The following is a 23,580-nucleotide window of genomic DNA, read 5'->3' as shown; positions in this document are numbered from 1 at the left end:
GATTACTGCTCGACCGTAATGTGAACTTCAAGCAGTTCCTGCGCCTGCCCGAGGCGTATACCGGAAATCGGCATCGCATCGCGGTAATCGCGGCCCGTTGCCAGCCTGACATAGCGCCCGTCGGGCGAAATTCCGTTCGACACGTCGAAGCCGACCCAACCGAGACCGGCAATATGTGCCTCCGCCCAAGCGTGAGTCGCGGCTTGCTCGGTGGTCTCGTTCAGCATCAGGTAGCCGCTGACATAGCGGGCGGGGAAGCCTAGTTCGCGCGCACTGGCAATGAAGATGTGCGAATGGTCCTGACAGACCCCCTCGCCCCGCTCCAGCGCTTCTTCCGCCGTTGTGGCCGCGTCTGTCGTGCCGACGCGGTAGGCAACGCGATCGCGGATGGCGTTGGACAGGCCGTGCAGCCGCTCGATGTCATTGCCCGAGGTGAACGGTGCAGCAATTTCCGCCGTCAGTGCGCCGGGCTGGGTCAGTGGGGTCGCTTGCTTGAACAGCCACAGCGGCGCGTAGCCCGAATGCGGGCCAGTGACGCCAGCCGTGTCCCGGACCTCGATTTCGCCACGCGCGGTGATGGAGATAAGGGTTGAGCCCGACGGAACGCTGTAAAGCCGCGTGTCATTGCCGAACTGGTCGAAGAACCGGACCTCTTCGTCGGCACCCAACACGTCTAGCTGCCACGAAATGATCTCCTGCGTCTGAGCCGGCGGCGGGCAAAGCCTGATCCGCTGCAACGCGTAAGGCACCGGAGCATCATAGGAGTACTGCGTGGAATGAGAAATCTTCAGCCGCATCAGAAGAACCTGTAATCTGCTGCAACTTCGTCGCCCAACCTGTTGTTGCAACGAATGAATTCCGTCAGATATTCGTGCAGACCGTCCTCGAAGATACGATCGATCGTGTTGGGCTGCAGCTTGGCGCGGATCTCGTCCAGCGTGTCGTGGCAGGTGTGGCGCTCGCCATAATCGTCGGCCAGAAGTTCGAGGCTTTCGGCAATCATGCGGTAGCAGAACGCCAGTGAGCGCGGCATGCGGCGGTTGAGGATCAGGAAGTCCGCGATGTTGCGCGGCTTGTAATCGCCCTCATAGACCCAGCTGTAGGAGCGATGAGCCGAAACCGAACGCAGGATCGATTCCCACTGATAGTTGTCGAGTGACGAGCCCACCCAGGAAATCGACGGCAGCAGCACGTAGTACTTAACGTCGAGGATGCGGGCCGTGTTGTCGGCACGCTCGACATAGATGCCGAGCTGGGCGAAATCGAAAATCTCGTTACGAAGCATCGTACCGTGGAAGGCGCCGCGGATGAGCGCGGTTTGACGCTTGATCTTGTCGAGGATCGACGGAAGCTCGCGCTGGTCGATTTCCGGGGCCAGCAGCTTCTTCAGAAGCATCCAAGTCTCGTTGATGCTTTCCCACGTGTCGCGTGTCAGAGCAGTGCGAACCATGCGCGCGTTGGCGCGGCCCATTTCAATGCATGAAAGCACGCTCGACGGGTTGCCGGGATCGCGCAGGAGAAAATCGCCGACCGTCTCGGCTGTGTATTCGGGGTGGCGCGCGTCGAACGCATATTTCGCGCCGGCGCTGAGGACCACCGACGCCCATTCGTCCGAGGCGGCTTCGGTGCGGGTCAAAGCGAGGCGAAGGCCGGCGTCGACGAGACGCGCCATGTTCTCGGCTCGCTCAATGTAGCGGCCCATCCAGTAGAGGCCGTTTGCCGTGCGTCCAAGCAGCATGTCAGTTGGCCCCGCTAGTCATCGAGCACCCATGTGTCCTTGGTTCCGCCACCCTGCGAAGAGTTCACCACCAGCGAACCTTCCTTGAGCGCGACGCGGGTGAGCCCGCCCGGAACAATGCGGATACGGTCGGACACCAGGACGAAGGGGCGAAGGTCGACATGGCGCGGTGCAAGCCCCGCCTCGGTGAGGATCGGACAGGTTGAGAGCGCAAGCGTCGGCTGGGCGATGTAGTTGCCAGGCTTGGCCCTGAGCTTGGCGGCGAATGCCTCGCGCTCCTTTTTCGAAGCTGTCGGGCCAACAAGCATGCCGTAGCCGCCGGAGCCGTGCACTTCCTTGACCACCAGCTCTTCGAGATGCTCGAGCACGTATTTCAGGCTATCCGGCTCCGAGCAGCGCCACGTCGGGATGTTGCCGAGCAGGGGCTTGCGACCGGTGTAGAACTCGACGATCTCCGGCATGTACGAATAGATCGCCTTATCGTCAGCGATGCCGGTGCCGGGGGCATTGGCAATCGTGATGTTGCCTGCGCGGTAGACGTCCATGATGCCGGGCACGCCCAGGGTCGAATCCGGGCGGAAGGTCAGCGGGTCAAGGTAGGCATCATCCACACGGCGGTAGAGCACATCGATCTGCTTGTAGCCCTGCGTCGTGCGCATCGCGACATGGCCGTCAATGACGCGCAGATCATGCCCCTCGACGAGTTCGACGCCCATCTGGTCGGCAAGGAAGGCGTGCTCGAAATAGGCCGAGTTGTACATGCCGGGTGTGAGCACCGCGACGGTCGGACGTCCGTTCACGCCTTTCGGCGCGACCGCAGACAATGACTGGCGCAACAGCTGCGGATAGTCCTCGACGGGCCGCACCTTCACCTTCTGAAACAGCTCCGGAAAGAGCTGCATCATCGTCTCTCGGTTCTCCAGCATGTAGGAAACGCCGGAGGGTGTGCGGGCATTGTCTTCGAGGACGAAAAACTCGTTCTCGCCGGTGCGGACGATGTCGACGCCGATGATGTGGGTGTAGACGCCGGCGGGTGGGCGAACGCCGATCATTTCCGGCAGGAAGGCATCGTTGCCGGCAATCAGGTGCCTCGGGATGCGGCCCGAGCGCAGGATTTCCTGGCGGTGGTAGATGTCGTCCAGGAATGCATTCAGCGCCTGGACGCGCTGCTCGATTCCCTGGGTGAGCCGCCGCCACTCGCTTCCCGAAAGAATTCGCGGGATGATGTCGAACGGGATGATGCGCTCCGCGGCTTCCTGTTCACCGTAGACCGCGAAGGTGATGCCCGTTCGGCGAAAGACGGTTTCCGCATCGAGCATCTTTTCTTTGAGGCGGGAAGGATCCTGCGACTGCAGCCAGGCGTCATAGCCTGCATATGGCTGCCTTACTCCGGCGTCACCTGGACGCATTTCATCGAACGCTGCCAAACGGATACCTCCATTCGCACCCATATCAATGGGCATCTTGAATGAAAGCAAGAACTTTTCGCAGACCCTCGCCGCAAAGCCTTTCGGCTGGGCACGATGACTAAGACTGAGGCAGCGGCGCGACGAATTACGTCTAGCGAATGAGCAGGTTAAGCCACGAAGTTAAACGAACAGAACTTCATGGCACGCAGCTGTAGAAGCAAGCCCTGCGAATCTTTTCCTAGAGTGGGGCGATGTCGCCCGCAGCCCAGCCTGCGGTAATTTCGGCAGCGCGCTCGACGAAGCGTCCGGCCTCGATCGCCGCGCGGATGTCAGCCATGAGCTGCTGGTAGTAAGAGAGGTTGTTCCAGGTCAGCAGCATCGCGCCCAGAGCCTCACCCGACTTCACCAGATGGTGCAGGTATGCGCGCGAATAGTCACGCGCGGCCGAGCATGGGCTTTCCTCATCGAGAGGACGCGGATCGTCGGCGTGGCGCGCGTTGCGCAGGTTCACCTTGCCGCGGCGGGTGAAGGCGAGGCCATGGCGCCCTGCCCGCGTCGGCATCACGCAGTCGAACATATCGATACCGCGCGCGACGGACTTGAGAATGTCGTCGGGCGTTCCCACGCCCATCAGGTAGCGGGGCTTGTCGGCCGGCAGGACCGGACAGGTGATGTCCAGCATGTCGAGCATCACTTCCTGCGGCTCGCCGACGGCAAGGCCGCCAACCGCGTAGCCTTTCAGGTCCATGGCCTTCAGGGCTTCCGCCGACCGCTCGCGCAAGCGCGGAACATCGCCGCCCTGAACAATGCCGAACATCGCCTTGCCAGGCTGGTCGCCGAAGGCGACCTTGCAGCGCTCCGCCCAGCGCAGCGAAAGCTCCATCGCACGCTCGATTTCTTTCTCCGAGGCAGGCAGCGCCACACACTCGTCGAGCTGCATCTGGATGTCGGAGTCGAGGAGTCCCTGGATCTCGATCGACCGCTCCGGCGACATCTCGTAGCGGCGGCCGTCGATGTGCGACTGGAAGGTCACGCCCTGCTCGTTCAGCTTGCGCAGCTGCGCTAGCGACATCACCTGGAAGCCGCCGGAATCGGTCAGGATCGGGTACGGCCAGCGCGCAAACTCGTGCAGGCCGCCGAGCCTCGCAACACGCTCTGCGCCCGGACGCAGCATCAGGTGATATGTGTTGCCGAGGATGATGTCGGCGCCGAGATCGCGCACCTGGTCCATATACATGGCCTTGACGGTGCCCCCGGTGCCGACCGGCATGAAGGCCGGCGTTCGGATGGTGCCGCGCGGCATCGTGATCTCGCCCCGCCGCGCCTTGCCGTCAGTAGCGAGAACCTTGAACGAGAACTGTTCGGTCACGTGTCACTCCGGAAAAGCAGGCTGGAGTCGCCGTAGGAATAGAAGCGGTAGCCGCTGGCGATCGCGTGGGCGTAGGCCGCCTGCATCGTCTCGAGGCCGCAGAAGGCCGACACCAGCATGAACAGCGTCGAACGCGGCAGGTGGAAATTGGTCATCAGGACATCCGCGGTGCGGAACCTGTAGCCGGGCGTGATGAAGATGTCGGTCGCGCCGGACCATTCCTTCAGAAGACCATCAGGACCGACGGCGCTTTCCATCAGCCGCAGCGAGGTAGTGCCGACGGAAACGATGCGTCCGCCGCGCGCCTTGACGGCATTGAGCGCCTCGGCAGTGCGCGCGGAGACGTGGCCGATCTCGGAATGCATTTTGTGGTCGGCGGTATCGTCGGCCTTGACCGGCAAGAAGGTGCCAGCGCCGACATGCAGCGTCACGAAGTGCCGCTCGATGCCGGCGGCATCCAGCGCCTCGAACAGTTGCGGCGTGAAGTGAAGCCCAGCAGTCGGCGCGGCAACGGCGCCCTCCTCGCGGGCATAGATCGTCTGGTAGTCGATCCGGTCGCGCTCGTCGTCCATACGGCGCGTAGCGATATAGGGCGGCAGCGGAATATGTCCGACGGCGTGCAGCGCCTCGTCGAGCGCAGGACCGGATAGATCGAAGGCTACCGTGACCTCGCCCGCCTCGCCCTTCTCGACGACTGTGGCGTCGAGCGAGCCGATCAGGCAGGTGTTACCGCCGTGGCCGAAATTGATGCGGTCGCCGACGATCAGCCGCTTGGCCGGACGCGCGAACGCCTTCCATCGGTCGGCCGCCACGCGCATGTGCAGCGTGGCGTCGATCTGCGCAACCGAACCGTCGCGGCGGCGCAGGCCGGTCAGTTGGGCAGGAATGACACGGGTATCGTTGAAGACGAGCGCGTCGCCCTTGCGCAGCAGCGACGGCAGGTCGCGCACGATCCGGTCCTCGAACGGCTCACCTTGGCGCACGACCAGCATACGCGCCGAATCCTTCGGATCTGCGGGCCGCAGCGCGATCCGTTCATCGGGCAGGTCGAAGTCGAAAAGGTCCACTCGCATCAGGCACGACCATACAAGGTGACGTCACCCCAATGAATGCCGGCAACGCGCTTGAAGAAAACTGGAGAGAAGGACGCGGCCGCGTTCAGCCGGCCACGTCCCGAAAGGCAATTACAGGTCGGCGGCAACGCGCATCGAGACGATGCTGTCGGGATCGCGCACAGGCTCGCCGCGCTTGATCTTGTCGACGTTTTCCATACCCTCGATGACCTGGCCCCAAACCGAATACTGGCGGTTCAGCCACGGAGCGTCCTCGAAGCAGATGAAGAACTGCGAGTTGGCCGAATTCGGGTTCTGCGAACGCGCCATCGAGCACGTGCCGCGCACGTGCGCCATGTTCGAGAACTCGGCCTTGAGGTCCGGCTTGTCCGAGCCGCCCATGCCGGTGCCGGTCGGGTCGCCGGTCTGGGCCATGAAGCCGTCGATCACGCGGTGGAAGACGATGCCGTCGTAGAAGTTCTCGCGGGCGAGTTCCTTGATACGGGCGACATGGTTCGGAGCCACATCCGGCAGCAGCTGGATGACGACCTTGCCCTTGGTCGTTTCCATGATGATCGTGTTTTCGGGGTCCTTGATCTCGGCCATGTGGCGTCCTTCCTGATCTGGAGTTTCTGTTTTACTTGGCGTCCGCGGCAATGCGGACGGAGATCATGCGGTCCGGATCAGTGACTTCGCCGTTGGGGCCCTGTCCGCGCTTGATGTTGTCGACGAATTCCATGCCGCTCTCGACGTTGCCGACGATGGTGTAGGAGCCATCGAGGAACGAGCCCGGAGCGAACATGATGAAGAACTGCGAGTTGGCTGAGTTCGGATCCTGCGAACGGGCCATACCTACCGTGCCACGCGCGAACGTCTCGTTGGAGAACTCGGCCTCGATGTTCGGAAGCGACGAGCCGCCCATGCCGACCCGCTGGCTGTTGTAGCCGTTCTCGAGGTCGCCAAACTGCACGTCGCCGGTCTGGGCCATGAAGCCCTCGATCACGCGGTGGAAGGCCACATTGTCGTACTCGCCGTCGCGAACCAACTTCTTGATCTGTGCAACATGCTTCGGCGCCAGATCCTCACGCAGCGCGATCACCACCTCGCCGTCCTTGAGCTTGATGATCATCGTATTCTCGGGATCTGCCGCGAGTGCTGCAGAGCCAGCGAACAGGCTGGCCGCGACAAGGGCCGACGAGACGAATTTCAGAAACTGCATGAGTGGCTCCGTGTTCAGGCCTTGAACTTTCGTTCAAGCGCCTCGGCAACATTGGACGGGACGAAAGGGCGGATGTTGCCGCCCATCGCGGCAATCTGCCGGACGAGTGTGGCAGTAATCGTGCGCACCGACGGGCTTGCCGGCAGGAATACCGTCTGCAGTTCCGGCGCCATGATCCCGTTCATGCCCGCCATCTGCATCTCATAGTCGAGATCGGTGCCATCGCGCAGGCCCCGGATCAGCATCGACGCGCCGTGCTCGCGCGCGGCATCTACCAGCAGCCCTCTGAACGAGACGATCTTCAATTTTGCAGCGTCCACGCCCGGTTCCTGCTTCGCCCACCCCTCGATGAGTTCCACGCGCTCCTCGAAGGTGAACAGCGGCTGCTTGGACGCCTGGATACCAATCCCGACAATCACCTCGTCGGCGAAAACCATCGCGCCCTTGAGCACATCGAGGTGGCCGTTGGTCAGCGGGTCGAATGACCCGGCATAGAATGCGATGCGGCTCTTCATGGTCTGGCTTCTATCTGGACGAACAGCCCAAGGCAATCGGGCATCCGGCAGCAGATGAATGCCGGATGAACGGCTCCCTCAGTAACGGTTCAAGCTGAATCCTTCAAAACGCATTCAGCATGAAACGAAAGGCCGCTTCAACCGTTAGCTGAGCACGAAGGAGATGCGCGATGATGATCTACCTGCTTGCTGCCACCATGACCCTGGCCATGCTGATTGCAACCGCCCTGGGTCTCCACAACGAAGCCCAGAGCGTCAAGCTGGAAGCGCAGCGTAAGGCTGCTCGTCGCAACATCACCTTCGGCTAACTTAGTCCTCCAGTGGTGCGGGTGGTGCATCCTGCGCGCCATCCGCACTTTCTTCATTGTCTTCCGGTTCGGAGATGCGCTCCACGGAGACAACCTTCTCACCTTCAGCCAGATCGAAGATGGTCACGCCCTTGGTTGCGCGGCTGGCGAGACGGATGCCGTTGACCGGCACACGGATCACCTGGCCGCCATCGGAGACCAGCATGATCTGGTCTTCGTTCTCGACCGGGAAGCCCGCAACAAGACGACCAATTTCGGCGACCTTCGACACATCGGTTGCGCGGATACCCTTGCCGCCGCGTCCGGTGACGCGGAAGTCGTAGGACGACGAGCGCTTGCCGTAGCCGTACTCGGTGACGGTTAGCACGAACTGTTCGCGCGCCCTGAGCTCTTCGAAGCGCTCCGGCGACAGCGCGGTCTCCTCGCCAACATCCTCGTTGGTGAGGCTGATCTCCTCACCCTCGGTCTCTCCGTTCGCCAGGCGACGCTCCGCAGCTGCTTGCCGCAGATATGCGGCGCGGTCTGCCGGGCTCGCGTCGACGCCATGCAGGATCGTCATGGAGATCGCCTGCTCGTTCTCGCCGAGTGCGATGCCGCGCACGCCCTGGGAATCGCGGCCCTTGAAGACGCGGACTTCCGTGACCGGGAAGCGGATGCACTGGCCGGAGTTGGCGATCAACAGCACGTCGTCGTGCTCGGTGCAGGTTTCGACCGCAAGGATGGCATCGCCTTCCTCGTCGAACTTCATCGCGATCTTGCCGTTCCGGTTCACCTGGACGAAGTCGCTCAGCTTGTTCCGGCGCACGGTACCGCGCGTCGTCGCAAACATCACGTCGAGGTTCGACCAGCTGCTCTCGTCCTCGGGCAGCGGCAGGATCGCCGTGATGCGATCGCCTGCCTCGATGTTGAGCAGGTTGACGAGCGCCTTGCCACGGGACTGCGGCGTGCCAATCGGCAGGCGCCAGACCTTTTCCTTGAAGACGATGCCGCGCGAGGTGAAGAACAGGACCGGCGTGTGGGTGCTGGCGACGAACAGACGCGTGACGTAGTCCGTATCCTTCGTTGCCATGCCGGAGCGACCCTTGCCGCCGCGAGCCTGCGCCCGGTAGATCGAGAGCGGCACGCGCTTGATGTAGCCTTCGTGCGTGACCGTAACGACCATGTCCTCGCGCTGGATGAGGTCTTCGTCATCCATGTCCGCGCCGCCTTCGGCGATTTCCGTGCGGCGCGGGGTGCCGAACTCGTCGCGCACAGCAATGAGCTCGTCCTTGACGATCTGCAGGATGCGCGGGCGTGAGGAGAGAATGTTGAGATAGTCGGAAATCTCGGCGCCGATCGTATTCAACTCGTCCGCGATTTCGTCGCGGCCAAGAGCCGTGAGGCGCTGCAGGCGCAAATCGAGGATGGCGCGGGCCTGCTCTTCCGAGAGGTTGTAGGTGCCGTCCTCGTTGATCTTGTGGCGCGGGTCGTCGATCAGGCGGATCAGCGACTCAACGTCAGCGGCCGGCCAGCGGCGCGTCATCAGCTGGTCGCGCGCGGTCTGCGGATCAGGCGCCTGGCGGATCAGCTTGATGACCTCGTCGATGTTGGCCACGGCAATCGCCAGGCCGACGAGGACGTGGGCGCGTTCACGCGCCTTGCGCAGCAGGTACTTCGTGCGGCGGCTGACAACTTCCTCGCGGAAGCTGACGAAGGCCCTCAGCATGTCGAGCAGCGACATCTGCTCGGGCTTCCCCCCGTTCAGCGCGACCATGTTGGCGCCGAACGAGGTCTGCAGCGGAGTGTAGCGATAAAGCTGGTTGAGGATCACCTCGGCGTTGGCGTCGCGCTTCAGCTCGACGACGACGCGATAGCCCTGACGGTCGCTTTCGTCCCGAATGTCGGAGATGCCCTCGATGCGCTTGTCCCGCACCAGCTCAGCCATCTTCTCGATCATCGTCGCCTTGTTCACCTGATAGGGAACCTCAGTGATGATGATCGCCTCGCGGTCGTTGCGCATCTCCTCGATATGCACCTTGCCGCGCATGATGATCGAGCCGCGACCGGTCTGGTACGAGGAGTAGATGCCGGCACGGCCAAGGATGATGCCGCCGGTCGGGAAGTCCGGACCCGGGATGTGCTCCATCAGCTCCGGCAGCTCGATCTCTGGATTGTCGATGAGCGCAATGCAGCCGTTGACCAGCTCGCCCAGATTGTGCGGCGGAATGTTGGTCGCCATGCCGACGGCAATACCGCCCGAGCCGTTGGCGAGCAGGTTCGGGAAGCGCGCAGGCAGCACCTTCGGCTCGACCTGCGAACCGTCATAGTTGTCCTGGAAGTCGACAGTGTCCTTGTCGATGTCCTCGAGTATCTCGTGGGCGACTTTGGTCAGGCGGGCTTCGGTGTAACGCATCGCCGCCGGAGGGTCGCCGTCGATCGAGCCGAAATTGCCCTGCCCGTCGATGAGCGGCACTCGCATCGACCAGTCCTGTGCCATGCGGACCAAGGCGTCATAAATCGAGGCGTCGCCGTGCGGGTGATATTTACCCATCACGTCCGAAACCGGACGAGCCGACTTCACGTATTTTCTGTTCCAGTGGTAGCCGCTCTCATGCGACGCATAGAGGATGCGGCGATGTACGGGCTTGAGGCCATCTCGCACATCCGGCAGCGCACGCGAAACGATCACGCTCATGGCGTAATCGAGATAGCTTCGCTGCATCTCCTCTATGATGGAGATCGGCTCGACACCTTCAGGCAAGTCCTGAGGCTCGCGCGGCGTGGTCTGGTCAGTCAATGGAGATCACGATCATGCTGGAAAACACCCTCCCCTTATATAGGAATTGGAGCAATTTTTCCAAATCGGAGAGCAGATTTCCAAAGCCAAATTTTCGTTGCGCGCCAATGGCTTACAAAGCACCCGGGAAAGCTGTTCATGAAATGCGCCGCACCCTCCCGGCAAACCGCCAAAACGGGGGCCTCAGAGCGAATCGCTTATGCGGGATTTTTCTGCCAGACTGGGCAAAATCCGCCGCCGAAATTGCGCCGACAGTCGGAAGAATAGGGGGAACTTGCCGCATGCCGAGCATCGACGTCATATTCAACGCCTTCGTGACGATCCTTGTGACGATTGACCCGCCCGGCCTCGCGCCGCTGTTCCTGGCACTCACTCCAGGCATGCATCGCGGCCAAAGAATGCAGGTGGCGACACGCGCTTGCATCATCGGTTTCGGGGTGCTGACGCTGTTCGCGATCGCCGGAACGGTGATCCTCAACGTGTTCGGGATCACCCTTCCCGCATTTCGCGTGGCTGGCGGCCTGCTGCTGTTCTGGATCGCTTTCGAAATGATCTTCGAGCGGCGCCAGGAGCGGAAGGAGCGCAGCGCGGAAACCGCCATAACGAAGGATCACATCCATAACATCGCCGCCTTCCCCCTCGCCATCCCGCTGATGGCCGGTCCGGGCGCGATTTCGGCGACGGTACTTCTGTCTGGAAGGTTTCCGGGCGCGAGTGGCGGCTTCTGGCTGGTGTTGATCCTTGCCGCCTGTATCGGCATCACCTGGCTGACATTCGCAGCAGCGGAGCGCATCGAGCGCTTCCTGGGTGAAACCGGCCGCTCGATCCTGACGCGCCTGCTCGGGGTGATCCTCGCGGCACTGGCGGTTCAATTCGTGGCGGATGGGATCAAGGCACTGATGGCCGCCTGAGCCGGAGAAGGACTGTCCGGCCCAGGCAAGCTCGGTTCGCTTGGGAGGCGAGCCTTACTGCTGTTGTGCGGGCTGCTGGGCGGCGGGCGCACCGCCTGCGGCGGCAGCCTTGGTGATCTCGCCGTTGATCCGCTGCGCCAGTTCCGGATCGGCCTGCGCAGCCTGAATGATCATGTTGTATTCCTCGACGGTGATCCCGTCGGTTGAGTTGACGGCGTCAACCATCTTCTGTCCCGCTTCCTGCTGCAGCTTCTGCTGGGCCTCAACGGATCCCGCGGCAGCGATCTGCGGCTGGTATTCCTGGGTGACCTCGCTGACCTCAAGGAACGCCGTGGCGAATGACTGCAGCTTCTGGTCATCGATCTGGGGGGCGGTGGCGGCAGGTGCCTGCGCTTCCGGCGCGGGCGCCGCAGGCGAGGCCTCCTGTGCAGTTGCCACGCCCAGCGATCCGGCGATTCCGAAGGCGACAGCGGTCACGCCGGCAAGGAGGGTACGGTTCAGTTTCATGCACTTAATCCTCTTCTGGGTCCGCGAGCGGACGGAAAAGGCGATCGCAGAAGTCCCCTGCCCCGCATGCGAAAGCCGTGTACGAAGCAAACCGCCAGAAGCCGATTTGAATGTGGCGCAACCCGCGCCAAAAGATGAATTTGCCTCACATATGCGAAACGGGCGAGATAAAGATTTATCTCGCCCGCTCAATTCGTGACTCTGCCTTGAAGTCTTACTTGCGTGGCAACTGCGGAACAATCGACCGCTTGGGCGTGTTCTTGTCCTTGTCATCGCCCGCCGCCGCAGCAGCAGCCTTCTTCGCTGCCTTGCGCTTGGGCGGCTGAGCTTCCGGCACTTCCTTCTTCGGCTTCACCGGCATCTCGTCGGCGATCGCATCGAGCTTCAGGATGTCGAGGCCGAGATCGTCCTTCTCCACCGAAACGCGAACCGTGCCACCGTTACGCAGCTTGCCGAACAGCACTTCGTCCGCCAGCGGCTTCTTGATGTGCTCCTGGATGACGCGGGAGAGCGGGCGAGCGCCCATGCGCTCGTCGTAGCCCTTGTCAGCCAGCCACGCGATTGCATCTGGCGTGAGATCGAAGGTCACGCGGCGCTCGGCCAGCTGGGCCTCCAGCTGCATGACGAACTTCTGCACCACCTGATGGATGACCGGCACCGGCAGCGAACCGAACGGGATGATCGCGTCGAGACGGTTGCGGAACTCGGGCGTGAACAGGCGGTTGATCGCCTCCATGTCGTCACCCTCGCGCTTCGACGAGCCAAAGCCGATAGCAGCCTTGGCAAGGTCCGCCGCGCCCGCATTCGTGGTCATGATCAGGATCACGTTGCGGAAGTCGACCTGCTTACCGTTATGGTCGGTCAGCTTGCCGTGGTCCATGACCTGCAACAGGATGTTGAACAGATCCGGATGCGCCTTCTCGATCTCGTCGAGCAGCAGCACGCAGTGCGGATGCTGGTCGACGCCGTCGGTCAGCAAGCCGCCCTGGTCGAAGCCCACGTAGCCGGGAGGCGCACCGATCAGGCGCGACACGGTGTGGCGCTCCATGTACTCCGACATGTCGAAGCGCAGGAGTTCGACGCCGAGCGACTTCGCCAGCTGCTTGGCAACCTCGGTCTTGCCGACGCCGGTCGGGCCGGAGAACAGGTACGAGCCGATCGGCTTGTCCGGTTCGCGCAGGCCGGCACGTGCCAGCTTGATCGCGGAAGAAAGCGCCGTGATTGCCGTGTCCTGCCCGTAGACGACGCGCTTGAGCTCGTCCTCGAGCGAGGCGAGAACCTTCTCGTCGTCAGCGGACACGGTCTTCGGCGGGATGCGTGCCATGGTGGCGACGGTCGCCTCGATCTCCTTCACCGTGATCGTCTTCTTGCGCTTGTTTTCCGGCAGCAGCATTTGCGACGCGCCGGTCTCGTCGATCACGTCGATGGCCTTGTCAGGCAGCTTGCGGTCGTTGATGTAGCGCGACGACAACTCCACCGCCGCCTTGATGGCGTCGTTGGTGTACTTGACCTTGTGATAATCCTCGAAATAGGGCTTGAGGCCCTTCATGATCTCGATGGCATCCTCGACAGTCGGCTCGTTGACGTCGATCTTCTGGAAGCGGCGCACGAGCGCACGATCCTTCTCGAAGAACTGCCGAAACTCCTTGTAGGTGGTGGAGCCGATGCAGCGGATCGCACCCGACGACAGGGCTGGCTTGAGCAGGTTCGACGCATCCATCGCGCCGCCCGAGGTAGCGCCCGCACCGATGACGGTGTGGATCTCGTCGATGAACAGGACTGCGCCCGGATACTCCTCGAGCTCCTTGACGACCTGCTTCAGACGCTCCTCGAAGTCACCGCGGTAGCGGGTACCTGCAAGCAGCGTGCCCATGTCGAGCGCGAAGATGGTCGCATCGCGCAGCACCTCCGGCACATCGCCGTCGACGATGCGCTTGGCGAGGCCCTCGGCGATCGCCGTCTTGCCGACGCCAGGATCACCCACATAGAGCGGGTTGTTCTTGGAACGCCGGCACAGCACCTGGATCGTGCGGTTGATTTCGCTCTCGCGGCCGATCAGCGGGTCGATCTTGCCCGCCCGCGCCTTCTGGTTGAGGTTCACGCAATATGCAGTAAGCGCGTCTTGCTGCTTCTTCTTGCCGCCTTCGTCGCCCTCGCCATGCGTGTTGGGAGACTCGTCCTCGTTGGCGCCGCGTGGCGTACGGGTCTCGGAAGCGCCGGGGCGCTTGGCAATGCCGTGGCTGATGTAGTTCACGGCATCATAGCGCGTCATCTGCTGTTCCTGCAGGAAGTACGCGGCGTGGCTCTCGCGCTCAGCGAAGATGGCTACAAGGACGTTTGCGCCGGACACCTCTTCACGCCCCGACGACTGGACGTGGATGACCGCCCGCTGGATGACGCGCTGAAACCCGGCAGTGGGCTTCGAATCTTCGTCATAGCCGGTGATCAGATTGTCCAGCTCGGTATCGATGTAGTTGAGGACGGTCTGCCTCAGCTCATCGAGGTTGACGTTGCAGGCCCGCATCACGGCTGCCGCGTCAGGGTCATCGATGAGCGCCATCAACAAATGCTCAAGCGTGGCATATTCGTGATGGCGCTCGTTCGCCAGTGTCAATGCCCTGTGCAGTGCCTGTTCCAGGCCTGGGGTGAAAGCCGGCATTCAGAACCTCATTTCTTTTCCATCACGCACTGTAGCGGATGTTGGTGCTGTCTGGCGAAGTCCATGACCTGAGTCACTTTGGTCTCAGCCACCTCGTATGTATAGACCCCGCATTCCCCCACCCCATGATTGTGCACGTGGAGCATGATACGGGTCGCGGACTCCCGATCCTTCTGGAAGAAGCGCTCCAAAATGTGGACGACGAACTCCATGGGCGTATAGTCGTCATTCAGGATAAGCACCCTGTAGAGCGACGGCTTCTTAATCTTCGGCTTGGTGCGGGTTATGACTGCAGTCCCGCGCCCGGTCCCGTTGCCACGATCCTCTTCACCCTGCATCCTGAACATAAGTCCAGTCCTTGCTTCCCCTGCCTTCACCGCTCAAATTCCCTGCTTGAGCCGTGCCCAGCGACACGACATGTAGGCACTTCTAAACGAATTTTAAGACCTAATCGCGCGCTGACAATATGCGCGGCACTCACGTGTCTGCGAAAACTCGCAAGTGAAGGTCCCCAGACGAAAAACCCGGCAGCGTGAACGCGGCCGGGTCCCAACATTCCAGTAATGCGGTTTTGCCAGACTTTACCGCGCTCTAGCAATCAGCGATTCAAAAGGCAGGTACGCGCTTTTCGCGAGCTCAGCATAAAGCTCGCTGAATTTCGTCATCTCGGAGACGAACTCCTTGTACGCCTCGTTGGCGAACTCGGCCTGAAGATCAACCACCTTGTCGAACGACTTGGCCGACACGAGTTTCTCCGCGGCGACGGTGTTGGTCTCGAAGACCCGCTTGGAATATTCGGCAGCTTCCAGGGCAATGGCCTGCGCATTCTGCGCAACGGAAGCGACACTTTTCAGGCCGGTGTCGATCAGCTCCTGGCCAAACTTGCCGACGCTTTCAAACGACTGATCCATTCCTGTTCCTTCTATGAACGCCCCACGCGACGCATTGCACATACATATTTTGCGCTGCAGCATTCTTCAACCTCGACGGTCCTGAATCCGGATTGGCGCAGGGGTTACCTAGAAGTTGAGCGAATTGGTGAACATGCCGGTTACCATAAACCTACTGGTAAGACTCTCGCCGCTATCGTCGGTCAAGCAGTGTCGCCTCCCAAGGCAGTGCCCCCCCAAGAAGACCGTCAAAGAGCGTTTTTGCTATGTTTGTGCGTACGGCGTCCGCTGAGTTTTTCCATTCGTTCGCGAATCTCCGCAGAGCTGCAACCCTCGTATTCGCCACCTTTTTCATCATAGCCTCATCGCTCGCTGCCTCGGCTGCCGCCAGCGATTCTCGCTACGCGGCCTACGTGATCGACGCTAAGACAGGCCAGGTGCTCTTCGCGAAGAACGCGGACAAGCGCCGCTTTCCGGCGTCCCTGACCAAGATGATGACCATCTACCTCCTGTTCGAGGCGATGAAGACGGGCCGCGTTTCGCCGCAGACGCAGATCCCGGTCAGCGCGCGTGCCGCTGCAGAGCCGCCGACCAAGCTCGGCGTTCGCGCTGGCGGTTCGGTCAGTGTCGACACCGCAATCAAGTCGCTCGTGACCCGCAGCGCGAACGACATTGCCACGGCAGTCGCGGAATACCTCGGCGGCTCCGAGGATGGCTTTGCGCGCATGATGACCAACAAGGCGCGCCAGCTTGGCATGACCGGCACTCAGTACCGCAATGCCCATGGCCTGCCCAACCCGAACCACTGGTCGACCGCACGGGACCAGGCGATCCTCGGCATCGCGCTGCGCGAACATTTCCCGCAGTACTATCGCTATTTCTCGGTCCGCTCCTTCCAGTTCGGAAAGCAGTCGATTCACTCGCACAACCGCCTGCTCGGCAAGCTTGAGGGCTCTGACGGCATCAAGACCGGTTACACCCGCGCCTCCGGCTTCAACATCGCCACCTCGGTGCAGCGTGATGGCCGTTCGATCGTAGTGGTCGTTATGGGCGGCTCGAGCGCCGCAAGCCGCGACCAGCACGTCGCTGCCCTGGTTCGCGAGTATTTCCCGAAAGCGTCGCGCAAGGGCGGTGGCGGCCTTGTGAGCGCTCCGCGTCCTGGCAAGGGCGAGGCCCCTGCGGTCGCCGGCTTGACGCTGCCGAAGCGTGACATCCCGACCCCATACGGCCGTCCGGACATGACCGGCGAGATGCAGGTCGCTGCATACGCAGAGCCGGAAACGGCTCCGGCGGTCGCGGCCGTCGCTGCCGCCATGCCTAAGGCACCGGCTGCGGAGCGTATTACGCCACCTGCGGAAGTTCCGGTTCCGGTCGCGGCACCTGCCCCGGAGGATCGTTTCCCGGTCGATGCCATGAGCACCGCGTCGATCCAGAACTCGGGCTGGGCGGTTCAGATCGCCTCGTCGACCTCGCAGAAGGAAGCCCTCGCCGCGCTCGTGCGTGCCGGCAAGGACGCCCCCGGCATCGTCTCCGATGCCAACGCCTTCATCGAGGAATTCCAGAACAAGGGCACGCTCTACTATCGCGCCCGCTTCGGCTTCAACTCGAAGAACCAGGCCGTCAACGCCTGCAACGCACTGAAGAAGAAGAAGATCGACTGCTTCACGGCGGCGCTCTGAGAGTTGCTGAAATGAACCCGCGTTTCCCGGTTAGTAATGTGTCGAAGGGAGACTTACCTTTGAGAAGACAACAGAGTTTCCTTGGCTTCATTGATCCTCGCCGCAAGGAAGGAGCTGCCCCCGAGGTCGGGATGCACGCGCTGCATCAGACGGCGATGGGCCTTCCTAATGTCCGCCGCACTGGCTCCCGCTTCAAGACCAAGGATCTCGTAGGCCTCCTCCTTGCTCATGGAGCCAGAAGCTGGCGCGCTACTCTTCCGCTCGCCACCATCCGCCTTGCGGTGTTCACGCCAGACGGGAAATCGGCGGTCAAGGTACGCCTCCAGTAACTGGAGACTTTCCGGATCGGACGAAAGCTCCTTACCGAGTTCGATGAGGTCATCGAGGTCAAGGGAGGCCAAGGCTTGCCCTTCCCGGCTCCCGGCAAGGATATGCCCTTCGAGCATGCCGCTGTCATGATCGAGTTCCATCTCGAGTGCGGCGGTCCTGACCGATGAACGCATGCCGGACGATGGCTTCGCAGCCTCCCGGCCCCGGCCGCGCAGATGCCAGGCAAAAGCGGCCGACATCAGCATACCGCCCGCGGCTGCCCGTCCCGTTAGCAGCAGTCCCGCTCCCAGGACCGCTAACAGGCCGGGTCCTATAAAACGAAGCGCCTGCGATAGCTTCCGGGCATCCGCCTTCAGGAACAGCATCAGCAAGCCAATGACCACGGCAACGACCGCCGTGACATAGAATAGTATCGTCATCCTCCTCCACCCGAAGATCCGAGGTGGGCGATCAGCAGCCGGTCCTCAGGCCTGCCCCGAGCTTCAAGAGCTTTCAGACCGCCCGTGGCATAAACCGCCACGGCCGAGAGCAGCTTTGCGAGTGTATCCGCCGAACTTGAATTGAACCGGAACCATGCGCCCTTCGACAGCCGCGCGAACTCGCGAAACGCCGTCTCGGTCGCCGGATCGTGACCTTCCTGGAAAGCGAAAATCGGCACCCCGCGCAGGCCGAGCTGACCGGCTTTCTGGGCGAGCAGGTCGACATTCTCCTCCATCGCGTCGCCGATATAGACGAGGGCGTTGACCTTGCCCTTCTCGGTTTCCTTCAGCGCATGCGAGAAGACCTTGCCGATCTGCGTCGCCCCACCGCGGCAGTCGATCTTCGTCATCAGGTTCTTGAGGGACGTCGTATCGGCGACGAAGCGCGAGGCCCGGCATTCATCGAAGCCACGGAAGTAGACGAGCTGCACGGCAAGGCTGCCTGCCTTGCCGACCGCGTCGAACATCTCCGCCTGGAGCTTGCAGGCGAGGTCCCACGTCGGCTGACGGCTCATCGTGGCATCGAGCGCGAGGATCAGCCGACCGGTTCCGGAGGCGACCGGAGCCATCGTCTGCACCTGACGGATAAACGCGTCGATCTCTGACGGACCCGAGCGTTTGACGACCGGGTCCGCATCCTTCCTGGTGGGAGTCAGCGGTTTCTTCTCGCTCATAGCTTGAAGATGTGCCGCCCCTAGCCTCCTTGCAAGCCCTCGTTCAGAGAAGGCCGAGTTCGGTGAGTTCGCGGCGAAGCTCGAGCGGCAATTCGTCGTCGGTTCCGGCACCGGAAAGGTCGGCCGGCACGTCCTTTGGATCCAGGTAGCGCCAGCCCTGGAATGGCCGGCGCGGCTGCCATTCGGTGCGCACTACCTCCGGATCGAGCACCAGGCGGCAGCGGCCGACGCCCTCTGCGTCCGTGAACGGGCGGACGTCGATGAGCCGCTGGCGGCACTGCACGCCGCCCTTGATGATCCAGTAGAGCGAGCCGCCATCCAGCAGTTCCTCTACCCGCTTCGGAACCATGCGCGTCGTGTGGAACTGCTCGACCGGCATGCCCGCACGGCGCTTTTCGTCCAGCTTGAGCGCGATCCAGTCTTCGAGGTCCTCGACGCTCTCGCAGCCGACGCACAGTTTGATGAGGTGGAGTGCCATGGTCCCTATCTAATCGCGGCGGGTGTCAGGATGAAGGCCATGGCGATGCTGTCCACAGCGCTCAGCACTCCACCACGTTCACGGCAAGACCGCCGAGGCTAGTCTCCTTGTAGCGCTCGTTCATGTCGAGACCGGTCTGGCGCATCGTCTCGACCGCGGCGTCGAGCGGCACGAAATGCTTGCCATCGCCCTTGATCGCGAGCGACGCCGCCGTCACCGCCTTTACGGCACCCAGCGCATTGCGCTCGATGCAGGGCACCTGCACCAGTCCGCCAACCGGGTCGCAGGTCATGCCGAGATGATGCTCGAGCGCAATTTCCGCCGCGTTCTCGACCTGCTCCGGCGTGCCGCCCATCACGGCACAAAGCCCCGCAGCCGCCATTGCCGACGCGGAACCAACCTCGCCCTGGCAGCCGACCTCGGCGCCTGAAATGGAGGCGTTGTGCTTGATGATGCCGCCAATCGCTGCTGCCGTGAGCAGGAAGTCTCGGATGGATTCCTGATCGGCTTCAACATGGAAGTGCAGCCAGTAACGAAGTACGGCGGGCACGACGCCGGCCGCACCATTGGTCGGCGCGGTGACGACGCGGCCGCCGGCTGCGTTCTCCTCGTTCACCGCCATCGCGTAGACGGAGAGCCAGTCGTTGGCGAGCAGCGGGTTTGGCCGGTTGCTGCGCCAATCTTCCTGCAGCTTGTCATGCAGTTGCCTTGCGCGACGACGCACCTTCAAGCCGCCCGGCATGATGCCTTCCTGGGCAAGGCCACGGTCGATGCAGGCGGACATGGCGCCCCAGATGGCATCGAGCCCCGCATCAAGCTCCTCGCGCGACATCAGGCGCTCCTCGTTCGCGCGCTTCATCTGCGCGATCGACAGGCCGCTCTTCGCCGCCATCGCCAGCATCTGCTTGGCATTCTCGAACGGATAAGGGAAACCTTTGCTGCCGCCCTTGCGCAACGGCCCCTCAGCCTTCATCCGCTGCAACTCTTCCTCCGAAACGACGAAGCCGCCGCCGATCGAATAGTAGACGCGGCGCAGCAGCAGGCGGCCATCAGCAGCGAATGCCGAGAAGGCCATGCCGTTGGCATGCCCCGGCAGCGGCTGCTTCTTGTCGAGCACGAGATCCGTTGTGGGATCGAAATCGTACGTGGGATGGCCGGGCGGCGTAATGCTTTTCGTCCGCACCACCTCGGCAAGCACCTCATCGACCTGATCCGGGTCGACGGTTGTCGGCGTAAGGCCGGTCAGGCCGAGGATGACGGCGCGGTCGGTCCCGTGGCCGACGCCGGTAAATGCCAGCGAGCCATGCAGGCTGGGGGCAAGCCGCCTCACCTTCACGCCTACCGGCCGTGGCCAGTCCTTGCCGAGAAGCTCATCGAGAAACCGCGACGCAGCGGTCATCGGACCCATGGTGTGGGAGGACGAGGGTCCAATTCCGATCTTGAACAGATCGAACACGGAAAGGAACATGCGAAAGACTCCAATGCTGCGCCGATGTTGCCCCTGTTGCGATACGCATTGCAACCAGCGAACCGACGCGACCTGCCTTTGATGCGACATCCCTGAAAAGAAAAAGGCGCGGACGAGCCGCGCCAAAGGAATTCTCTAGGTCAGTGGGCTTCGGATTCAGCCTGCCGCAAGCATGGTTGCGGCCTCGGGGCCGCCAAGAAGCCAGGCCAGCATGAATATACCGGCGAAACCAATCACTGCCTTCGCGGTGACGCTCCAGCAGGATTTGTGAACGCTATCGTCCATGTTCTTCCTGTTAGCTGATTGAACTATTTTCGGCTCTCGTGCGCCGTGACGGCCCCTTCCGTCTGGCCGCTACATAGCCCGTCCCGAATCTGTTCGCAATGCACAAAAGGGCAAAACGGTGTCCCTGCACCGCTCAAAGGTTAATTCGCGAAAATTTCTCTTAAACTTTTCAGTCATTTAACTAATCCACATGCTTAATGGGAAGTTACCTCACAGGGCGAAATTGTGTCCGTGTGCGCGTGGCGAATGTGTGCAAATTACGGCACTCTGGGCCCATGTTGTCCGATTCCCAGTTCCTCACCCGCCTCGATCTCGTCGCCCTGGCATTCTTCCTGTTGTGCTGGGGCGTATTCTCTCCCGGTGTCATCGGCCGCATCATCTCGCGGCCGACGCTGACGTCGATGATGGACGGCCAGAGGTCGAACTGGATGCGGACCATGGCGCGGCGCGAGCTGCGCATGGTGGACACCGGCATCATGAGCGGCCTGCAGCAGGGCACAGCCTTCTTCGCCTCGAGCTGCCTGCTGGCGATCGGCGGCTGCTTCGCCCTGTTCGGTTCGACCGATGCGTTTCTGGAAGTGCTGAGCGAGATCCCAGCGCCGCAGATTGCGTCACGCAAGGCCTTCGAGGCCAAGGTGTTTGGCCTCATTGGCATTCTCTCCTACGGCTTTTTCAAATTCGGCTGGTCCTACCGGCTGTTCAACTACTGCTCGATCCTGATGGGCGCCGTGCCGTCCTACCGGGAGGATCCGGCGCTCCAGCCTGAGCTGGACGTTGCAGTACAGAGGGCAACGCGCATGAATGTGCTAGCCGGCCGCCACTTCAACGAGGGGCTGCGCGCCATCTTCTTCGCGCTTGCTTATCTTGGCTGGTTCATCGGTGCGTGGATGTTGATCGCCACGACCGTCTTCATCATCTTCGTCGAGATCCGCCGCCAGTTCTTCTCAGCCGCACGCGACGCGGTGGCCGAGTAGCCGTCAGGGCATCGGCGGGAACATGCCGTCGATGCGACCGGTGAGCCGATAGGCGAACAGGCCGATCCATTCGCGCAATCCGAGCGCGAGGTTCTGCATCGAATCCGCGACATTGTCTTCCGCCAGACCAAATGTCTCTGTCCCTGCGGTCCGGTAGTCGACGGGCCAGGGCACGACGTCGAATCCCGCCTTGCGGAACAGCCCCACAGAACGCGGCATGTGGAAGGCAGAGGTGACCAGCAGCCAGACTTCGCCCGGCTGCGGCTGCACCAGTTCGCGCGTGTTCAGGGCGTTCTCGTGGGTGTCGCGTGACTCCCTTTCGAGGACCAGCCGCTCCGGCTCGACGCCGAGGGCCGTCAGGAGGCGCGGCGCGGTATCGCCATCGCCTTCCCCGTCGAGTAGCAGCGTGCCGGTGCCCCCGGTCACGACGATCTTTGCCTCCGGATAGAGCCGCGCCAGGACCGCGGCCTCGACAAAGCGGTCGCCGCTGGCGTTTAGTTCGTAGCCGCCCCGCGCGAGGTTGACCGCGCCCTCAAAGCCTCCGCCCAGCACGATGATGCCGGTCACATCGTCCGGCGGCGGGGTGGGACGCTCAGAATAATCCTCCAGCGGATGCAGCAGCAGCGCGCCGGTCGTCGTCCAGGCTCCAAGCCCCAGCACCACCAGCGCCGTTACGCTGCAGAACATCGACAGCCGCCGCAGCTTCAGAAGCCGAGACGCAATGGCCGCGATCAGGAGAATCCCGATCAGGTTGATCGGCGTCGCCAGGATCCAGAAAATCTTGGAGAAGGTGAAGAACATCGTCGCCCCCGCGTCAGGTCGCAGTCGCTATGTCCTCGCAAGAATCCAGCAGCGGAGCAAGGCGCCCCCGAAAACGAAAAGGGGAGCCCGGAGGCTCCCCTGAATTCGATACGTCCGACAGCGGAACGCGGTGCTTACCACCACTTCTCCGGCTCGAAGCGGCCTGCGGCCTGCTCGATGACATGGGCGGTGCGGAACAGCGTCTCTTCGCCGAACGGCTGGCCGATCAGCTGCAGGCCGAGCGGAAGGCCCTTGCTGTCGAGGCCCGCTGGCACAGCGATACCCGGCAGGCCCGCCATGTTCACGGTCACGGTGAAGATGTCGTTGAGGTACATCTTCACCGGGTCGCTGGCGAGGTCCTGGTCGGCGATGCCGAACGCGGCCGACGGGGTCGCCGGGGTCAGGATCGCATCGACACCCGCATCGAACGCCTGCTCGAAGTCGCGCTTGATGAGCGTGCGGACCTTCTGGGCGCGGACATAATAGGCGTCGTAGTAGCCGGCGGACAGCACGTAGGTGCCGATCATGATGCGGCGCTTCACCTCGCGGCCAAAGCCGGCAGCGCGGGTGTTTTCATACATCTCGATGATGTCCTTGCCCGGGACGCGCAGGCCATACCGGACGCCGTCATAGCGGGCGAGGTTCGACGAAGCCTCGGCCGGCGCGACGATGTAATAGGCCGGCAGCGCGTACTTGGTGTGCGGCAGCGAGATGTCGACGATCTCGGCGCCGGCGTCACGCAGGTAGGCAATGCCCTGCTGCCAAAGCTTCTCGATCTCCTCCGGCATGCCGTCAACGCGGTACTCCGCAGGGATGCCGATCTTGAGGCCCTTGACCGACTGGCCGATGGCGGCCTCGTAGTCCGGAACCGGCAGGTCGACGGAAGTCGTGTCCTTGGGATCGACCGAAGCCATCGACTTCAGCAGGATCGCGGCATCACGGACATCGCGGGCGATCGGGCCGGCCTGGTCCAGCGACGAGGCGAAGGCAACGGTGCCCCAGCGCGAGCAGCGGCCATAAGTCGGCTTGATGCCGACGGTACCGGTGAACGCCGCCGGC

Annotated in this window: 24 protein-coding genes; 4 read left to right on the top strand and 20 right to left on the bottom strand. The window is 62.4% G+C overall.

What is annotated here, in order from left to right:
- Window positions 1–2 precede the first annotated feature (2 nt).
- The 8 genes from L610_RS10405 to coaD form a co-directional block, all read right to left on the bottom strand.
- Window positions 3–797, bottom strand: coding sequence for a transglutaminase family protein (locus L610_RS10405; RefSeq protein WP_024846911.1), 795 nt, complete (start codon window positions 795–797; stop codon window positions 3–5).
- Complete coding sequence (locus tag L610_RS10400; RefSeq protein ID WP_024846912.1) at window positions 797–1,738, bottom strand: alpha-E domain-containing protein; 942 nt, start codon at window positions 1,736–1,738, stop codon at window positions 797–799. Before L610_RS10400 ends, L610_RS10405 begins: the two co-directional genes overlap by 1 nt.
- 14 nt (window positions 1,739–1,752) lie before the next feature.
- Window positions 1,753–3,165 carry a circularly permuted type 2 ATP-grasp protein gene (locus L610_RS10395; protein WP_024846913.1) on the bottom strand — a complete coding sequence of 471 codons (1,413 nt, stop codon included), beginning with the start codon at window positions 3,163–3,165 and terminating at the stop codon, window positions 1,753–1,755.
- A 220-nt stretch (window positions 3,166–3,385) separates the two neighbouring features.
- Window positions 3,386–4,516: a tRNA guanosine(34) transglycosylase Tgt gene (gene tgt, locus L610_RS10390; protein ID WP_144704809.1), complete on the bottom strand. Its 1,131-nt coding sequence runs from the start codon at window positions 4,514–4,516 to the stop codon at window positions 3,386–3,388.
- Window positions 4,513–5,589: a tRNA preQ1(34) S-adenosylmethionine ribosyltransferase-isomerase QueA gene (queA, locus tag L610_RS10385; RefSeq protein WP_144704805.1), complete on the bottom strand. Its 1,077-nt coding sequence runs from the start codon at window positions 5,587–5,589 to the stop codon at window positions 4,513–4,515. The genes tgt and queA overlap by 4 nt, the downstream gene beginning before the upstream one ends.
- A 111-nt stretch (window positions 5,590–5,700) precedes the next feature.
- Window positions 5,701–6,174, bottom strand: coding sequence for a peptidylprolyl isomerase (locus tag L610_RS10380; protein ID WP_024846916.1), 474 nt, complete (start codon window positions 6,172–6,174; stop codon window positions 5,701–5,703).
- Window positions 6,175–6,205: 31 nt separating this feature from the next.
- Window positions 6,206–6,787 carry a peptidylprolyl isomerase gene (locus L610_RS10375; protein ID WP_024846917.1) on the bottom strand — a complete coding sequence of 194 codons (582 nt, stop codon included), beginning with the start codon at window positions 6,785–6,787 and terminating at the stop codon, window positions 6,206–6,208.
- Between the two features lie 14 nt (window positions 6,788–6,801).
- The gene (gene coaD, locus L610_RS10370; protein WP_144704771.1) at window positions 6,802–7,302 is read right to left on the bottom strand and encodes a pantetheine-phosphate adenylyltransferase; all 501 of its coding nucleotides are present in this window, start codon (window positions 7,300–7,302) and stop codon (window positions 6,802–6,804) included.
- Window positions 7,303–7,472: 170 nt separating this feature from the next.
- On the opposite strand from coaD, the gene L610_RS20215 reads away from it, so the two are divergent.
- Window positions 7,473–7,610: a hypothetical protein gene (locus tag L610_RS20215; RefSeq protein WP_186441422.1), complete on the top strand. Its 138-nt coding sequence runs from the start codon at window positions 7,473–7,475 to the stop codon at window positions 7,608–7,610.
- A gap of 1 nt (window position 7,611) precedes the next feature.
- On the opposite strand, the gene gyrA is transcribed toward L610_RS20215, so the two are convergent.
- Window positions 7,612–10,386 (bottom strand): DNA gyrase subunit A, encoded by a 2,775-nt coding sequence (gene gyrA, locus L610_RS10365; RefSeq protein ID WP_144704768.1) that lies wholly within the window; start codon window positions 10,384–10,386, stop codon window positions 7,612–7,614.
- Between the two features lie 281 nt (window positions 10,387–10,667).
- Between gyrA and L610_RS10360 the strand changes: the two genes are divergently transcribed.
- Window positions 10,668–11,297, top strand: coding sequence for a MarC family protein (locus L610_RS10360; RefSeq protein WP_024846920.1), 630 nt, complete (start codon window positions 10,668–10,670; stop codon window positions 11,295–11,297).
- A gap of 54 nt (window positions 11,298–11,351) precedes the next feature.
- Here the strand turns inward: L610_RS10360 and L610_RS20210 are convergent, their stop codons facing one another.
- From L610_RS20210 to L610_RS10340, 4 genes are all read right to left on the bottom strand, one after another.
- Window positions 11,352–11,804 (bottom strand): DUF4168 domain-containing protein, encoded by a 453-nt coding sequence (locus L610_RS20210; RefSeq protein ID WP_024846921.1) that lies wholly within the window; start codon window positions 11,802–11,804, stop codon window positions 11,352–11,354.
- Between the two features lie 214 nt (window positions 11,805–12,018).
- Complete coding sequence (gene clpA, locus L610_RS10350) at window positions 12,019–14,463, bottom strand: ATP-dependent Clp protease ATP-binding subunit ClpA (protein ID WP_144704762.1); 2,445 nt, start codon at window positions 14,461–14,463, stop codon at window positions 12,019–12,021.
- 8 nt (window positions 14,464–14,471) lie between these two features.
- Window positions 14,472–14,801 carry an ATP-dependent Clp protease adapter ClpS gene (clpS, locus tag L610_RS10345; protein WP_024846923.1) on the bottom strand — a complete coding sequence of 110 codons (330 nt, stop codon included), beginning with the start codon at window positions 14,799–14,801 and terminating at the stop codon, window positions 14,472–14,474.
- 243 nt (window positions 14,802–15,044) lie between these two features.
- Window positions 15,045–15,437 (bottom strand): phasin family protein, encoded by a 393-nt coding sequence (locus tag L610_RS10340; RefSeq protein ID WP_246658979.1) that lies wholly within the window; start codon window positions 15,435–15,437, stop codon window positions 15,045–15,047.
- Between the two features lie 182 nt (window positions 15,438–15,619).
- Between L610_RS10340 and L610_RS10335 the strand changes: the two genes are divergently transcribed.
- Window positions 15,620–17,032, top strand: coding sequence for a D-alanyl-D-alanine carboxypeptidase (locus tag L610_RS10335; RefSeq protein ID WP_144704756.1), 1,413 nt, complete (start codon window positions 15,620–15,622; stop codon window positions 17,030–17,032).
- A 53-nt stretch (window positions 17,033–17,085) separates the two neighbouring features.
- Here the strand turns inward: L610_RS10335 and L610_RS10330 are convergent, their stop codons facing one another.
- From L610_RS10330 to L610_RS20740, 5 genes are all read right to left on the bottom strand, one after another.
- Window positions 17,086–17,781, bottom strand: a complete 696-nt coding sequence (locus L610_RS10330; RefSeq protein ID WP_144704753.1) for a DnaJ domain-containing protein — start codon at window positions 17,779–17,781, stop codon at window positions 17,086–17,088.
- Window positions 17,778–18,515 (bottom strand): VWA domain-containing protein, encoded by a 738-nt coding sequence (locus L610_RS10325; RefSeq protein WP_144704749.1) that lies wholly within the window; start codon window positions 18,513–18,515, stop codon window positions 17,778–17,780. Before L610_RS10325 ends, L610_RS10330 begins: the two co-directional genes overlap by 4 nt.
- Before the next feature lie 43 nt (window positions 18,516–18,558).
- The gene (locus tag L610_RS10320) at window positions 18,559–18,993 is read right to left on the bottom strand and encodes a DUF1489 family protein (RefSeq protein ID WP_024846928.1); all 435 of its coding nucleotides are present in this window, start codon (window positions 18,991–18,993) and stop codon (window positions 18,559–18,561) included.
- A 61-nt stretch (window positions 18,994–19,054) separates the two neighbouring features.
- Entirely contained in the window at window positions 19,055–20,461 is a 1,407-nt protein-coding gene (locus L610_RS10315; RefSeq protein ID WP_144704746.1) for an L-serine ammonia-lyase, read from the bottom strand.
- 156 nt (window positions 20,462–20,617) lie between these two features.
- Complete coding sequence (locus L610_RS20740; protein ID WP_256366547.1) at window positions 20,618–20,746, bottom strand: hypothetical protein; 129 nt, start codon at window positions 20,744–20,746, stop codon at window positions 20,618–20,620.
- Window positions 20,747–21,021: 275 nt separating this feature from the next.
- Between L610_RS20740 and L610_RS10310 the strand changes: the two genes are divergently transcribed.
- Window positions 21,022–21,720 (top strand): DUF599 domain-containing protein, encoded by a 699-nt coding sequence (locus tag L610_RS10310; RefSeq protein WP_371712994.1) that lies wholly within the window; start codon window positions 21,022–21,024, stop codon window positions 21,718–21,720.
- A gap of 3 nt (window positions 21,721–21,723) precedes the next feature.
- On the opposite strand, the gene L610_RS10305 is transcribed toward L610_RS10310, so the two are convergent.
- Complete coding sequence (locus L610_RS10305; RefSeq protein WP_144704743.1) at window positions 21,724–22,521, bottom strand: YdcF family protein; 798 nt, start codon at window positions 22,519–22,521, stop codon at window positions 21,724–21,726.
- 134 nt (window positions 22,522–22,655) lie between these two features.
- Window positions 22,656–23,580 (bottom strand): amidase family protein (locus L610_RS10300; protein WP_144704739.1); only part of this gene is annotated, 925 nt, incomplete at its 5' end.

The sequence above is a fragment of the Aminobacter sp. J44 genome (assembly GCF_007829415.1).
In the GTDB taxonomy this organism is placed as follows: Bacteria; Pseudomonadota; Alphaproteobacteria; order Rhizobiales; family Rhizobiaceae; genus Aerobium.
The sequence above is the reverse complement of the archived record's forward strand: the minus strand, read 5'-3'. Positions and strand labels throughout refer to the sequence as shown.

Bases quoted from the DNA above. Each gene is read 5' to 3' on its own strand.
- L610_RS10305 (WP_144704743.1), bottom strand. From the start codon at position 22,521: ATGTTCTTCACCTTCTCCAAGATTTTCTGGATCCTGGCGACGCCGATC.
- L610_RS10360 (WP_024846920.1), top strand. From the start codon at position 10,668: ATGCCGAGCATCGACGTCATATTCAACGCCTTCGTGACGATCCTTGTG.
- L610_RS20215 (WP_186441422.1), top strand. From the start codon at position 7,473: ATGATGATCTACCTGCTTGCTGCCACCATGACCCTGGCCATGCTGATT.
- L610_RS10310 (WP_371712994.1), top strand. From the start codon at position 21,022: ATGTTGTCCGATTCCCAGTTCCTCACCCGCCTCGATCTCGTCGCCCTG.
- L610_RS10375 (WP_024846917.1), bottom strand. From the start codon at position 6,787: ATGCAGTTTCTGAAATTCGTCTCGTCGGCCCTTGTCGCGGCCAGCCTG.
- L610_RS10330 (WP_144704753.1), bottom strand. From the start codon at position 17,781: ATGACGATACTATTCTATGTCACGGCGGTCGTTGCCGTGGTCATTGGC.
- clpS (WP_024846923.1), bottom strand. From the start codon at position 14,801: ATGCAGGGTGAAGAGGATCGTGGCAACGGGACCGGGCGCGGGACTGCA.
- queA (WP_144704805.1), bottom strand. From the start codon at position 5,589: ATGCGAGTGGACCTTTTCGACTTCGACCTGCCCGATGAACGGATCGCG.
- L610_RS20740 (WP_256366547.1), bottom strand. From the start codon at position 20,746: ATGGACGATAGCGTTCACAAATCCTGCTGGAGCGTCACCGCGAAGGCA.
- L610_RS10405 (WP_024846911.1), bottom strand. From the start codon at position 797: ATGCGGCTGAAGATTTCTCATTCCACGCAGTACTCCTATGATGCTCCG.
- L610_RS10325 (WP_144704749.1), bottom strand. From the start codon at position 18,515: ATGAGCGAGAAGAAACCGCTGACTCCCACCAGGAAGGATGCGGACCCG.
- L610_RS10380 (WP_024846916.1), bottom strand. From the start codon at position 6,174: ATGGCCGAGATCAAGGACCCCGAAAACACGATCATCATGGAAACGACC.
- L610_RS10335 (WP_144704756.1), top strand. From the start codon at position 15,620: ATGTTTGTGCGTACGGCGTCCGCTGAGTTTTTCCATTCGTTCGCGAAT.
- L610_RS10340 (WP_246658979.1), bottom strand. From the start codon at position 15,437: ATGCTGCAGCGCAAAATATGTATGTGCAATGCGTCGCGTGGGGCGTTC.
- coaD (WP_144704771.1), bottom strand. From the start codon at position 7,302: ATGAAGAGCCGCATCGCATTCTATGCCGGGTCATTCGACCCGCTGACC.
- L610_RS20210 (WP_024846921.1), bottom strand. From the start codon at position 11,804: ATGAAACTGAACCGTACCCTCCTTGCCGGCGTGACCGCTGTCGCCTTC.
- L610_RS10400 (WP_024846912.1), bottom strand. From the start codon at position 1,738: ATGCTGCTTGGACGCACGGCAAACGGCCTCTACTGGATGGGCCGCTAC.
- clpA (WP_144704762.1), bottom strand. From the start codon at position 14,463: ATGCCGGCTTTCACCCCAGGCCTGGAACAGGCACTGCACAGGGCATTG.
- L610_RS10315 (WP_144704746.1), bottom strand. From the start codon at position 20,461: ATGTTCCTTTCCGTGTTCGATCTGTTCAAGATCGGAATTGGACCCTCG.
- L610_RS10320 (WP_024846928.1), bottom strand. From the start codon at position 18,993: ATGGCACTCCACCTCATCAAACTGTGCGTCGGCTGCGAGAGCGTCGAG.